15 protein-coding genes are annotated in these 13,166 nt (G+C 66.3%); 7 read left to right on the forward strand and 8 right to left on the reverse strand.

The genetic code is table 11. The features are described from left to right. Window positions 1–24: 24 nt before the first annotated feature. Window positions 25–546: a hypothetical protein gene (locus tag WDM91_12035; GenBank protein MEI9995317.1), complete on the reverse strand. Its 522-nt coding sequence runs from the start codon at window positions 544–546 to the stop codon at window positions 25–27. Window positions 547–560: 14 nt separating this feature from the next. On the opposite strand from WDM91_12035, the gene dusA reads away from it, so the two are divergent. Both dusA and WDM91_12045 read left to right on the forward strand, forming a co-directional pair. Then, a complete protein-coding gene (gene dusA / locus WDM91_12040; GenBank protein MEI9995318.1) occupies window positions 561–1,508 on the forward strand; it encodes a tRNA dihydrouridine(20/20a) synthase DusA in 948 nt (315 codons plus the stop codon). A 74-nt stretch (window positions 1,509–1,582) separates the two neighbouring features. Beyond that, window positions 1,583–2,695: a sulfite exporter TauE/SafE family protein gene (locus WDM91_12045; GenBank protein ID MEI9995319.1), complete on the forward strand. Its 1,113-nt coding sequence runs from the start codon at window positions 1,583–1,585 to the stop codon at window positions 2,693–2,695. A gap of 9 nt (window positions 2,696–2,704) precedes the next feature. On the opposite strand, the gene WDM91_12050 is transcribed toward WDM91_12045, so the two are convergent. Beyond that, on the reverse strand, window positions 2,705–4,198 hold the full coding sequence (locus WDM91_12050; GenBank protein ID MEI9995320.1) for a phosphomannomutase/phosphoglucomutase: 1,494 nt from the start codon (window positions 4,196–4,198) through the stop codon (window positions 2,705–2,707). Window positions 4,199–4,252: 54 nt separating this feature from the next. Continuing rightward, a complete protein-coding gene (locus tag WDM91_12055; GenBank protein ID MEI9995321.1) occupies window positions 4,253–4,456 on the reverse strand; it encodes a hypothetical protein in 204 nt (67 codons plus the stop codon). A gap of 155 nt (window positions 4,457–4,611) precedes the next feature. On the opposite strand from WDM91_12055, the gene cobA reads away from it, so the two are divergent. Next, window positions 4,612–5,475 (forward strand): uroporphyrinogen-III C-methyltransferase, encoded by an 864-nt coding sequence (gene cobA / locus WDM91_12060; protein MEI9995322.1) that lies wholly within the window; start codon window positions 4,612–4,614, stop codon window positions 5,473–5,475. Between the two features lie 30 nt (window positions 5,476–5,505). After that, on the forward strand, window positions 5,506–6,579 hold the full coding sequence (locus WDM91_12065; protein MEI9995323.1) for a DUF2252 family protein: 1,074 nt from the start codon (window positions 5,506–5,508) through the stop codon (window positions 6,577–6,579). Here the strand turns inward: WDM91_12065 and WDM91_12070 are convergent. From WDM91_12070 to WDM91_12090, 5 genes are all read right to left on the reverse strand, one after another. Continuing rightward, window positions 6,576–6,767, reverse strand: a complete 192-nt coding sequence (locus tag WDM91_12070) for a DUF1289 domain-containing protein (protein ID MEI9995324.1) — start codon at window positions 6,765–6,767, stop codon at window positions 6,576–6,578. The genes WDM91_12065 and WDM91_12070 overlap by 4 nt on opposite strands. Before the next feature lie 42 nt (window positions 6,768–6,809). Further along, window positions 6,810–7,433, reverse strand: a complete 624-nt coding sequence (locus WDM91_12075; GenBank protein ID MEI9995325.1) for a hypothetical protein — start codon at window positions 7,431–7,433, stop codon at window positions 6,810–6,812. A gap of 89 nt (window positions 7,434–7,522) precedes the next feature. After that, window positions 7,523–7,729, reverse strand: coding sequence for a hypothetical protein (locus tag WDM91_12080; protein MEI9995326.1), 207 nt, complete (start codon window positions 7,727–7,729; stop codon window positions 7,523–7,525). 55 nt (window positions 7,730–7,784) lie between these two features. Further along, complete coding sequence (locus tag WDM91_12085) at window positions 7,785–9,029, reverse strand: acyl-CoA dehydrogenase family protein (GenBank protein ID MEI9995327.1); 1,245 nt, start codon at window positions 9,027–9,029, stop codon at window positions 7,785–7,787. 31 nt (window positions 9,030–9,060) lie between these two features. Continuing rightward, complete coding sequence (locus WDM91_12090) at window positions 9,061–10,185, reverse strand: acyl-CoA dehydrogenase family protein (protein MEI9995328.1); 1,125 nt, start codon at window positions 10,183–10,185, stop codon at window positions 9,061–9,063. Window positions 10,186–10,317: 132 nt separating this feature from the next. Between WDM91_12090 and WDM91_12095 the strand changes: the two genes are divergently transcribed. The 3 genes from WDM91_12095 to WDM91_12105 all read left to right on the forward strand — a co-directional run bounded on the left by WDM91_12095 (window position 10,318) and on the right by WDM91_12105 (window position 13,161). Then, window positions 10,318–10,848, forward strand: a complete 531-nt coding sequence (locus WDM91_12095) for a hypothetical protein (protein MEI9995329.1) — start codon at window positions 10,318–10,320, stop codon at window positions 10,846–10,848. Window positions 10,849–10,981: 133 nt separating this feature from the next. Further along, entirely contained in the window at window positions 10,982–12,052 is a 1,071-nt protein-coding gene (locus WDM91_12100) for a YjgN family protein (protein MEI9995330.1), read from the forward strand. Continuing rightward, window positions 12,049–13,161, forward strand: coding sequence for a M48 family metallopeptidase (locus WDM91_12105; protein ID MEI9995331.1), 1,113 nt, complete (start codon window positions 12,049–12,051; stop codon window positions 13,159–13,161). The genes WDM91_12100 and WDM91_12105 overlap by 4 nt, the downstream gene beginning before the upstream one ends. Window positions 13,162–13,166: the final 5 nt, after the last annotated feature.

Here is a 13,166-nt window from a genome sequence, read left to right on the forward strand (position 1 = left end):
TCTTCGCGCCAGGATGCGCAAAGGTTATGCGAATAGCCGCAACACCTTTCCCAGTGCCGCAACCAATTGTGGCGCCACCGGATTACCGTTCCGAAGCGATCGCCGGTCGCCAGGCGCAGCAAGGTTTTGAAGCGCGCCCAACCTCTGCTGCAGCATTTTTGCTGTCGTGCTCTTCGACCGGCCGGGCATCTTGCCGACTGCCTTCGGCAAATCGGTCAAAGCGCCGAAGATCTTGGCACGGCAGCCGGAAGGCGCGCGACCGTGATCGACTTTCGCTTTTGTTTCCGTTGCCCGTTCGCGGGCATGGTCGTGCCGAAGAAAGGTCTCCGTCGCTTCGCGTCTCCTAAGGCGAATTTGGACCTGCAAGCGACCTGATGATAACTGTTTGATCGTGGCCATCGCAGTGCTCTTTTCGTGCACAAATCCATCACACTCAGGCGTTGAAGCGTGGCGAAACAGGTCGTATTTCCGGATACGAAAGCGAGCACTTCGACGTCCAAGTTTTGGAATATAGCGAAATAATGCAGCAAGATCAGGGATATGCATTTTGCGTTGCCCCCATGATGGAGTGGACGGATACGCACTGCCGGGTGCTGCATCGTCTGCTGACGCGCCGCGCCCTGCTTTATACCGAGATGGTGACCGCCGAGGCCGTCCTGCGCGGCGATCGGGCGCGGCTGCTGCGGTTCGACGCGAGCGAGCATCCCGTCGCACTGCAATTGGGCGGCTCGGAGCCGGCGCGGCTGGCCGAGGCGGCGAAGCTGGCCGAGGATTTCGGCTATGACGAGATCAATCTCAATGTCGGCTGCCCTTCGGACCGTGTGCAGTCGGGACGTTTTGGCGCCTGCCTGATGCGCGAGCCAAATCTCGTGGGGGACTGCGTCGCGGCGATGCGTGCCGCCGTCGCCGTGCCGGTGACGGTGAAGTGCCGCCTGGGCGTCGACGACCAGGATCCCGAGACATCGCTGCGGGCGGTCCTCGCAGCCTGCGCGGCGGCGGGCGCTCGGGTGTTCGCGGTACACGCACGCAAGGCGTGGCTCGCGGGCCTGTCGCCGAAGGAAAACCGCGACGTGCCGCCGCTCGACTACGAGCTGGTCTATCGCGTGAAGCGCGAGAACCCGACGCTGACCATCGTGCTCAATGGCGGCATCGCCACGCTCGACCAGGCCGAGATGCATCTCGCCCATGTCGACGGGGTGATGCTGGGCCGCGCAGCCTATCATACGCCGGCGATGCTGGCGGAGGTGGACGCGCGATTCTTCGGCGGCGCGCCACGCGATGTCGATGCCGCCGTGGACGACTATCTCCGCTATGTCGCGCGCAAGCTGCATGACGGCGCGCCGCTGAACGCCATGACCAAGCATATGCTGGGGCTGTTCAATGGCAGGCCGGGCGCGCGCCTCTTCCGGCGGCATCTGAGCGAGAACGCGACACGCAAGGGCGCCGACGTGCAGACGCTGCGCGACGCGCTGACCCTGCTCAAGCGCGCCGAGCCGGTCGCGGCCTAGCGGCCCGCGCCGAGGGCGTGTCGGATTCGTGAGGTCCGGACATCCCACGATGCCTGCCGGGCCCTGCCCGCGCGATGACCTTCCCCGCGCTCGGCCGCAGCACCGCGCTCGTCGCTTATGCTGCGAAGCAGCCCTCGCACCGACTTTCCATTCATCGCAAGTCCGTCGAAGGGCCCGCCGCCGACGGCACCGCCAATGTACCACCGCAATCCGCCACGCCGCTGCTTGCCAAGACCGCGCGGCAACACAAGAAGAAGGCACGACGTCCCGCAGCGGGTGTCGGCTTGCGCCGGCCTGCGAATGCCGGTTCACTGGTTGCCTTCGGCGCAGGATGGGCGATGGAATTCTTCAGGACCGCCGCGGGCGGCGAGCTCGGCACGCTGGTCATCGGCTTGCTGATGTCGGGCGTCGCGGGCGGGCTGGTGGCCGGCATGCTGGGCGTCGGCGGCGGCATCGTCGTCGTGCCGGTCCTCTACCACGTGCTGGCGCTCCTGGGCCTTGATCCGAATGTCGGGATGCATCTCGCGGTCGGCACGTCGCTGGCGACCATCATCCCGACCTCGATCTCATCGGTGCGGGCCCACAACGCGAAGGGCGCAGTCGACTGGGCACTGCTGCGGCGCTGGGTCGTGCCGATGGTCGTCGGCGTGATTATCGGCAGCATCCTGGCCGGCTGGGCGAAGGGGCAGGCTTTGGCGCTGTTCTTCGCGGTCGTGGCGTTGCCGGTGGCGGTGCATCTCGCTTTGTGGGGCGAGACGCGACGGATAGCGGATCATCTCCCGGGCGGCATCGGCGGCTTGCTGCTGCCGGCGGGGATCGGCGGCGTCTCGACCATGATGGGTATCGGCGGCGGCACGGTCGGCGTGCCGGCGATGACGCTGTGCGGCGTGCCGATCCATCGCGCGGTGGGGACGGCGGCGGCGTTCGGGGCGATCATCTCGATACCCGGTACGGCGGGCGCCGTCATCGGCGGCTGGAGCGCGGCGCATCTGCCGCCCTATTCGCTCGGCTATGTGAACCTGCTCGGCTTCGCGCTGATCGCGCCGGTAAGCTATGTCATGGCGCCGATCGGCGCGAAAATCGCGCACCGCACCGACCAGCGGGCGCTGCGCATGATCTTCGCGCTGTTCATCGCGATCACCGCGGCGCGCATGCTGTACGACGCACTGGGGCTGCACTGGATTTGAGCACGACGATCAGATCTTCTGGTCGTATTCGCCGACCTCCTTGTGCTTCTTCAGCCTGGCGTCGATGTCGGCGAAGATGCCGCGCATATTGGCCTCGGACTTGGGGCTTTCGACCACCACGACCAGGCTCGGCTTGTTCGACGAGGCGCGGACCAGGCCCCAGGTGCCGTCTTCCAGCGTGACGCGCACGCCGTTCACGGTCACCAGCTTGGCGATCTTCTGGCCGAGGATCTGCTCCCCCTTGTCCTTGGCCTCCGTGTATTCCTTCACCATCGCCGCGACGACGTCGTACTTCACGGCATCGGGGCAGAACGGCGCCATGGTCGGCGAGCTCCAGGTCTTGGGCAGGGACGCGACGAGGTCCGACATCTTCTTGCCCTTGGCACGGTCAAGCATCTCGAGCACCGCGATGCCGGCGACGATGCCGTCGTCATAGCCGCGCCCATAGGGCGGACACAGATAGTAGTGGCCGCTCTTCTCGAAGCCGGCGAGCGCGCCGATCTGCTGGCAACGGCGCTTCATGTAGGAATGGCCGGTGATCCAGTAATCGGTGGTGGCGCCGTTCGCCTTCAGCACCGGATCGATCTCATAGATGCCGGTCGACTTCACGTCGGCGACGAATTTCGCGTCCTTGTGGGCGGCGGACATGTCGCGCGCCAGCAGCACGCCGATCTTGTCGGCGAAGGTCTCCTCGCCCTTGTCGTCGACCACGCCGCAGCGGTCGCCGTCGGCGTCGAAGCCCAGTGCGATCTCCGAGCCGTTCTCCTTCAGCGCCTTCGCCATGGCGTCCAGCATGTGGAGGTCTTCGGTGTTGGGATTGTAGTTGGGGAAATTGTAGTCCGGGTCGCATTGCGCCTCGACGACCTCGGCGCCGATCCGGCGCAAGGCTTCGGGGGCAAACAGCCCCGCGGTGCCGTTGCCGCACGCGACCGTCACCTTCATCGGCCGCGAGAGCTTGTGACCCTTGGTCAACTCGTCGAGATAGGCGTCGCGGAAATTCTCCACCATGCGGTAGGAACCGCCGGAGCGCGGCTTGCCTTCCTCTCCCAGCACGATGGCCTTGAGGCGCTTGATCTCGTCCGGACCGAAGGTGAGCGGCCGGGCGGCGCCCATCTTCACGCCCGTCCAACCGTTCTCATTGTGGCTGGCGGTGACGACGGCGAGCGCCGGGCAGTCGAGCGCGAACTGCGCGAAATAGGCCATCGGCGTGGTGCCGAGCCCGATATCGACGACCTCACAACCGGCCTGCATCATGCCGATGATCAGCGCCTGCTTGATCGACATTTCGTAGGACCGATAGTCGTGGCCGGTCACGACTTTCGGCTGGATGCCGAGCTCGTGGAAATAAGTGCCGAGGCCCAGGCCCAGCGCCTGGACGCCGAGCAGGTTGATCTCCTTGCCGAACAGCCAGCGCGCGTCATATTCGCGAAAGCCGTTCTGCGTGACGAGGGGCTGCATCTCGTATTCGAAGGTGTTGGGCTTGAGATCGGTGCGGATGGTCATGCTGGGTCCGTAAGGGCAAGGGTGTGACGGAGGTGCGGCGAAGGAGGCCCCGGTTCAGGTGCCGTCGGGCTCCGGCTCGTGGGGACCGAGCTTGCCGTCTTTTGTCTCGAACCGCGGATTGGAGATGTCGAAAGTGTCGAAGCCGCAATGCGGACAGAGGCTGAAGACGTCGTCTTTCACGAAATGGGTCGTCTTGTGGCAGCGCTCGCAGCGATATTCGCCGGCGGCGCGCACGATTTCTCCGGTCTTTTCGGTCATGCGGGGTCCGTTCCTTGGAGTTCCTAGTCTAACGCAGCGCCGGTTTGGCCGTTGCGTGTGCATTCGGCAATAAAATTGTTTGACGTCGCTGGAATGACGGCTATTTCCGTTCATCGGCTGTGGTACAATCTCTCCTACAACGCCTGTGATGTGAAATGGCCGCTCCCGAGCCCCTGTATAGCGAATCGCGCGCTCTTGCCGTAGCGCTGGGTCTGCCCGGATTCGAGCGCGGCTGGGTATGGTTGGCGGGTGCCGGGCCGGGCGATGCCGGGCTGATCACCGTGCTGGGGGCGCATGCGATCCAGGGTGCCGATGTCATCCTCTATGACGCGCTGATCAACGAGACCTTGTTGAAGCTGGCGCGGCCGGGCGCCGAACTGGTCTTCGCCGGCAAGCGCGCCGGCGTGAAATCGTGCCGGCAGTCGGATATCTCGCGCACGCTGGTGTCGCTTGCCAAGAAGGGCAAGCGCGTCCTGCGGCTGAAAGGCGGCGATCCCTTCGTGTTCGGGCGCGGCGGCGAAGAGGCGCTGGCGCTGGTGCGGGCGGGCGTGCCGTTCCGCGTCGTGCCCGGCGTCACGGCCGGGATCGGCGGGCTGGCCTATGCCGGCATCCCGGCAACGCATCGCGACACCAACCATGCGGTGACCTTCATCACCGGGCATGGCGTGGACGGCAAGATTCCGGATCTCGACTGGGACGCGGTCGCGAAGGCCTCGCCGACGCTGGTACTGTACATGGCGCGCAAGACCATCGGCATGATCGCCGCCAAGCTGATCGCCGGTGGCCGCGATGCGGACGAAGCCGCGGCGCTGGTGGCCGATGCGACGACCGGTGCACAGACCGTGACGGTCACGACGCTGGGCCGGCTCGGCGAGACGGCGGCCGGCAACGCGCCGGCCATCATCGTGATCGGCGAGAATGTGAAGCTGCGCGAAGGGCTGGACTGGCTGGGCGCGATCGCCGGCCGCGTGCTGGAGCCCTGGCCGCTCGGCCGCGACAAGCTCAGCGACGCGATTTGAGCTAGACTGGCAGCCCAGCGAGGGCGCGCCATGGACATCGTCGAAGCGACGCAAAGCTACGAGACCTGGCTGGGCAAAGCCGTGCCGCTGGTGCCCGAGGATCTCAAGGCCAAGCACGACGTGATGCGCAAAAGCGCCTTCGGCTTCCTGCGCGCGACTTACTATCGGTGGACGCAGCAACTGCCCGCACTGTGCCCGGAGGCTGCCGAGGCGCCGGCCGTGCTCGGCATCGGCGACCTGCATGTGGAGAATTTCGGTACCTGGCGCGACGGCGAGGCGCGGCTGGTATGGGGCGTGAACGATTTCGACGAGGCGACCACCCTGCCCTATGCCGCCGACCTCATCCGGCTGGCGACCAGCGTGCTGATCGCGATCGACGAAGGCAGTCTTTCGATCGGCGCGCGGCATGCGTGCAACGAAATCCTCGACGGCTATACCAAGGCGATGGCGGCGCCCGAGGCGCGGCCCTTCGTGCTGGAAGAAGGCAACCGCTCGCTGCGCGAGATCGCGATGGGCGATCGCCACAGCCCGCGCAAATTCTGGAAGCGGCTGCAGAAGGCCGACGATGCCGAGCCGCCGCCCGAAGCCAAGGCGCTGCTGCTCAAACATCTGCCCAAGGGTGCGCCGGAGATCGCCTTCAAGCGGCGGACGGCCGGCGCGGGCAGTCTCGGGTTGCCGCGTTTCGTGGCGCTGCGCGAACTCGACCGCAGCCTCGTCGCGCGCGAAGCCAAGGCGCGCGGGCCGTCGGTGCGCTGCTGGACGGATGGTGCGAGGGACGCGCGCGGCAACTATGCCGAGATCGTGGGACGCGCGATCCGGCCGCACGACCCGTTCCTGATCGTCGAGACCAACTGGATCGTGCGGCGTCTGGCGCCGCATTGCGAGCGCATCGCGCTTTCCGACATCGACGACGCGGCCGGACGGCGCGACGTGCTGAACGCGATGGGAGCGGAGACCGCGAATATCCATCGCGGCACGCGCGGCGCGGCGGTGCGGATCCGCAAGCATCTGGCCAAGCAGGAGGACGACTGGCTGCACGATGCCGCGCGCCTGATGGCCGGCGCCGTGCAGCGGGACCGGGCGGCCTGGCGCAAGCGCGGCTAGGGCTGCGGCACGACGGGAAGTCCCTTGTCCTTCATCCGCTGCGGCAACGCCGCCATGGTGGCGCGGCGCTGTTCCTCGCTCATGCGGCCCCAACTCGCGATCTCCGGCAGCGTGCGGCCGCAACCGAGGCAAAGATCGGTCGGACCGTCGATCACGCAGACTTTGATGCAGGGCGAGGAGAGTTGCATGCGCGGTTCATAACATCACGGCACCGACGGACGCCATCGCTTCTAGTTGCCGTCCGAATCCTGCTTCGGCGGCCATTCGGCAATGAAGCCGCGACCGTCCAGGTTAGCGACGGCGCGGTGCATCCGGTCCTGGAAAGCCACCTCGCCGCCGTCGCGATCCTGCAGATCCTGCTGCCAGTCTCCGAGCACCTCGGCGCGCTCCCGTTCGCCGGGGATTCCGTTGGTGACCGCGGTGAGCGCGACCCCGGAACAGCTGCCGGCGTGGATCGCAGCGGTAATTTCGGCAAAGCCAGGATGCAGGATGGGGCCGAGGGTCGGCGATTCCCAATCGTCCTTCCACGCCGCGTCGGTGCGGCCCGCGATATGGATCGTGTAGACGAAGCGCTCGTCCTCATCCAGGCCGAACAACTCGGCATGGTCGAGCTTGTCGATCAGCGAGGCTTCGCCGAGTTTCTGCAGGTCGGCGGCGCTGATGTTGCAGGTCGCGTCGCCGGGCGGCTGCCAGCCCTGGCGCGCGGCGGCCTGCGCCTCGTCCTTCGCGCGCAGGAAGGCGGCCCGGTCGCCCGCCTTCAGCGCGAGCAGCGCGTGGGCGAGCGGCGTGTCGGGCGCGGCACCGCAGGCCGAAAGGCCGAGCGCGGCGAGGAGGAAAAGGACGGCGATGCGCATAGGCGCATTACGCCATGGGCACGCTTAACGCCGGGTTAGAATTGCGCGCATCTTTTCGGAGCCGGCGGTGACGCAGCCGAGCATGGCGTCTACGTCTTCGAGCGCATCGAAGGCAAAATAACGAATTGCAGCACGACACAGAGGACGGCACAGACGCCGATGCCCAGGGCAGCCCAGATGCCGAGGCCGAACATCCATTCGCCATGGCCGATATGAAGCAGGCCAAGGATCAGGGTCGCGGCATAGACGACCCCGCTCAGCAGCAATCCGTACCGCGCGATCCAGAGAGCCCGCATTGCCGCCCCCAAACCCTCTCCCCCGCCAAAGGCGGGGAAGAGGACGTTTGTCTTCCTACCGTCCCGTCGGGATTTTGTTGAACGGGACGTCCTTGTCGACGCGGATGTCGCCGGGAAGGCCCAGCACACGTTCCGCGATGATGTTGCGCAGGATCTCGTCCGTGCCGCCCGCGATGCGCAGGCCGGGCGCCGAGAGCCAGCCACCCTGGAAGGCGCCGCCCATCGGTGCGCCGTCACCCTGCAGGATGCCGGCTTCGCCTTCGAGCTCCATCGCGAAGGCGGAGAGATCCTGCAGCTTCGACGCCACGACGATCTTGGCGATCGACGCCTCGGGTCCCGGCTGCTTGCCCTGGGAGAGCGCGGTCATGGTGCGCATAGTGGTGTAGCGCAGGCCCGCCGAACGGACATACCAGTCGGCGATCTTCTCGCGCACCGCCGCGTTCTTGATCGCGGGGCCGTCTTCCAGCTCGAGCTCGCGCGCGAGCTGCATCAGCTGCGGCACGTCGAGGCCGCCGCCCTGGCCGCCGCCGACGGCCAGACGCTCATGCATCAGCGTCGTGAGCGCCACGGTCCAGCCCTGGCCGACCTCGCCAAGGCGCTGGCTGTCCTTCACCTTCACGTCCGTGAAGAAGATCTCGTTGAACCCCGAACCGCCGCTCGCCTGCTTGATCGGACGCACATCGACGCCCGGATCCTTCATGTCGATGTAGAACATCGTCAGGCCCTTGTGCTTGGGCACGTTGGGATCGGTCCGGGTGAGGATGATGCCGTAGTCCGAGAACTGCGCGCCCGTGGTCCAGATCTTGGAGCCGTTGATGGTCCAGGTGCCGTCGGCGTTCTTCTCCGCCTTGGTGCGCAGGTTGGCGACGTCGGAACCGCCGGCCGGCTCGGAAAAGAGCTGGCACCAGATCTCGTCGCCCTGTACGGCCGGCCAGACATAGCGCTTCTTCGCCTCTTCGTCGCCATAGGCCATCAGCGTCGGGATGCACATGCCCAGGCCGATCGCGAAGGGCGCGCCGTTCGCGACATCGTATTTCGATTCTTCCTGGCTGAAGATAATCGACTGCATCGGCGTGCCGCCGATCCCGCCCATGCCCTTGGGCCAGGTGATGCGGGCATAGCCGGCCTTGGCCTTGGTCTTCTGCCAGGCTTTCGACGCGGCCATCTCGCCCGCGGCGCCGTTCTCCATGTCTTCCGGATCGATCTCGCGCTTGCCGCTGCGTTTGGTGGCATTGGCATCGAGCCAGGCGCGCACTTCCTTCCGGAACGCGGCCTCTTCGGGGCTGTCTTCGAAGTCCATTGATATTCTCCCGTAATTTTTTGACCGCGCCTTACGCGTTCGAGGTTTCGAGTTCGGTGACCAGCTTGTCCTTCCAGGCGCGCTGCGGGCCGAGCACGAGACCGGTCTCCTTGGCGCGCTTGTAGTAGAAGTGACAATCCATCTGCCAGGTGAAGCCGATGCCGCCATGGGTCTGGATGTTCTCCTTCGAGGCGTAGTCGAAGGCTTGCGTCGCGGAGACGCGGGCCGAGGCGGCGGCGAGCGGCAGCTCGCGCGCGCCGGTCGAGAGCGCCCAGGCGCCGTAATAGGCGTTGGAGCGCGCCAGCTCGTTGAAGACGTACATGTCGGCGAGCTTGTGCTTAATCGCCTGGAACGAGGCGATCGGGCGGCCGAAGGCATAGCGGTTGAGCGCATAGTCCTTCGCCATGGCGAGGCAGACATCGGCGCCGCCGACCTGCTCGAACGCCATCAGGATCGCGGCGCGGTCGAGCACGCGCTGCATGTCGCTCCAGCCCTCGCCCGCCTTGCCGAGCGGCTCGGCCGCGGCATTGTCGAACACGATGTCGGAATGGCCGCGCGAGGCGTCGAGCGTGTTGCAGTCGGTACGCTTCACGCCCGCCCCCTTGAGGTCGACGAGGGCAAGCTGCAGGCCGCGCTCGCCGGCGCCTTCGGAGGTCTGCGCCAGCACGACCGCGAAATCGGCGATCGGGCCGTCGACCACCGCGATCTTCTTGCCGCTGAGCTTGCCGCCCTTCAGCGTGGTCCGGATGTTCTTGGGCAGCACGGCGCCCGGGCCTTCGGCACGCGCGAAGGTGCCGACGATCTCGCCGCTCGCGACCTTGGGCAGGTATTTATGCTTCTGCTCCTCGGAACCGGCGATCAGCAGCGCCTCGGCGAAGAGATAGACGGTGGAGGAGAACGGCACCGGCGCCAGCGCGCGGCCCATCTCCTCGGCGATCACGCAGAGCTCGAGATAGCCGAGGCCGAGGCCTCCATAATTCTCGGGGATCGCGGTGCCGGTCCAGCCCATCTCGGCCACCTGCTTCCACAGCGCGGCGTCGTGATGCGCACCGCCCTCGAACACGCCGCGGACGACCTTGGTCGAGCATTTCTCGGTCAGGAACTTTCGCGCCTGGTCCTTGAGCATTTTCTGATCGTCGGAGAAATCGAAATTCATCGGGCTCCCTGCCTCGTCTGTATGTCGTTAACCGACGATAGAACACGGCAATGCAGCAAAGCGAGTCCGGCGTGTTAACGCGGGCTTAATTGCGCCTGTGGCAGCTTACGCTGGGTAAGCGCGGGTTCATCCATGGCCAAGGCACAGTTTCACAAGAACCAGCGAGTCTATGTGAAGCCGGTCGGCACCTGGGCGCTGATCGAGCATGTCGTGCCGCATTGGGCAAAAGGCCTCGATGAGCCGATCCGCGTGCATTACGACGTGGGCCTCGGCCGCGAATTCGTCGCCGACGAACTGCAGGCCGAGGAGCCGGCGACCGGCGAGCGCAAGCCGGACGGCGACTTCTGGCGCGTCGTCCGCGCCCGCAACAAGTGGCAGCCTTCGGAAGACTGTGCCCGCCATCCGGTGCCCGGAACCTATCCGGTCGTCGTGACGGGCCAGGCGGAGTGGGGCGGCTGGCGCGTGCCGGGCGCGGAATACGACCTGGATCCGCTGCGGATCGAGCGTCAGGCGCGCATGATCGCCAATTCGCCCCGCCTGCTCGCCTTCGCGAACTCGCTGATCGAATGGGCGCGGCGTTCGGGCGAGGACATGCCGCAACAGCTCGTCGAGCTGGCGCATGAGGCGCAGGACCTCCTCACGGCGATCGACGGCGACAGCTGAGCGCTTCGGGCCGGCACCGAAACGGAGCAAAAGCCCGCGGATTAACCTCTTTCCCGGCCTGTCACACTCGGCGGTAGCGAAGACCGCGCAACATCATCATAGTGATGGATGAACGGGGAACGGGCATCCATTCATGACGGATTCGGCTGCGCAGCCTGACGGCTCGGCGGCGATCCACGGCGTCGAGTTTCGCGGCCGGGGCGCGGAGTATTTCCGCATCTGGATCGTGAACCTCGCGCTCACGCTTTTGACGCTGGGCCTCTACAGCGCCTGGGCCAAGGTGCGGACCCAGCGCTATTTCTACGGCAACACCATCCTTGCCGGGCATTCCTTCGAATATCACGCCAAGCCCTGGCGCATCCTGATCGGCCGCGCCATCGCGCTGACCCTTTTCGTCGGCTACACGCTGAGCGTCGTCTTCTTTCCCTTCACCTTCGGCTTGTGGTTCCTGATCCTCGCCGCCGCCATGCCCTGGCTGGCCAATTCGTCGATCCGCTTCAATGCCCGCAACACCTCGTGGCGCAATGTGCGGTTCGATTTCAGCGGCACCTATTTCGAAGCCTTCATGGCCTATGTGGTGTGGACGGCGGCGGCGCTCGCCCTGTTTCCGCTGGCGCCGCTGACGCGGCGGGTGCACGACTATTTCTACATCAACCACCACCGCTTCGGCGGCCGCAGCTTCACGACCGATTTCCCGGGGCGGCGCATCTACGTCATCTATCTCTTCGGCTTCATCCTGATCGTGGCGATGGTCGTCGCGGCACTGGCCATCGCGGGCGCGCTGGTCGAGCTGCACATCCACAAGCTGCTGGGCGGCGTGACCATTCCGCTGGGGCCCAACGACTTTGCACCCATCGCGTTCGTCGTGTTCGGGCTGGGATCGCTGTTCGTCGGCAGCTTCATCACCACGCTCGTCACCAATCTGTCGATCGGCAACACGACGCTCGAAGGCGGGTTCAAGCTGGTGTCGCGCGCCTCCGGCCTGCGCGTGGCCTGGATCGTGCTGAGCAACACATTCCTGATCCTTCTGACGCTGGGGCTTTATTATCCGTTCGCGCGCGTGCGGCTGGCGCGCTATCGCATGCGCAAATATGCGGTGCGCGGCGACGGCGATCTCGATGCCTTCGCCTCCGAGGCGCTGACGGCGCAGAACGCGATCGGCGAGGAGATCGCCGGCTTCTTCGATTTCGGGTTCGGGCTATGACCGCGCCGCTCGAAGGACGCTATTTCCATCCCAATGCCGCCCGGCACGTCCCGGCGCGGGCGAGCGCCACGGCGGACCGCATGTTGCGGATCGAGGATGAGAGCGGCACGGTGCTGGCGCAGGCCGCGGCACGCAGCGTGAAAAGCACCGCGCGGCTCGCGAGACTGACGCGGCGCTTCGACCTGCCGGACGGCGCGCGCTTCGAGACCGAGGACAATGACGGCGCCGATGCGCTGCTGCGGACACTGCGCAAGCTCCGCCATGGCCGGCTCACCGACCGGCTGGAGCGGGCCTGGCCGGTGGCGCTGCTCTCGGCCGCGATCACGCTGGCCGCCGGCTATTATTTCTTCGTGCAAGCGATGCCGATGGCGGCCGAGTGGCTGGCGCGCAAGACCGTGCCGCTGGTCGCGCATACGATGTCGGAGCAGACGCTGCGTGCGCTGGACCGTTTCGCGCTGAAGGATACGACGCTGAAGCCGGCCGAGCAGGCGCGAGCCCAGGCGCTGTTCACGCGCACCGCGGCGCATGCCGGCGGCGGCGCGGGCGCCTATCGCCTGGTGTTCCGCGGCGGCGGGCCGATCGGGCCGAACGCCTTCGCCCTGCCCGACGGGACCGTCGTGATGACCGACGAGCTGTGGAAGGAGGTCAAGAACGATGCCGAGGTCGAAGGCGTGTTCGCGCATGAGATGAGCCATGTCGATCACGCGCACCAGCTGCAGCGCGTCTACGAAGCGTCGCTGTTCCCCGCGACGCTGGTGATCTTCACCGGCGACATGTCGCAGGTCAGCCAGATGACCGCGATCCTGCCGTCGCTGATCGTGGAGTCGGCTTATTCGCGCGGCTTCGAACAACAGGCCGACGACGACGGCGCCGCGACGCTGCGCGCCATGGGCGAACACCCCTCGCATATGGCGGAATTCCTCGAGCGGCTCGACAAGAAAGTCTGCGGCAAGACGGGTTGCCCGCCGAGCTGGCTGGGAGATCATCCCGATACGGCAGCGCGCGCGGCGCGGCTGCGCCGGGAAGACAAGGGACCGATACCGGCGAGCGAAGATTGCCTGAAGCCGTGGCGCAGCGGGATATCGCTGCATTGCTTGGCGTTCAACTGAGCCCA

The sequence above is a fragment of the Rhizomicrobium sp. genome (assembly GCA_037200385.1).
Classification (GTDB): domain Bacteria; phylum Pseudomonadota; class Alphaproteobacteria; order Micropepsales; family Micropepsaceae; genus Rhizomicrobium.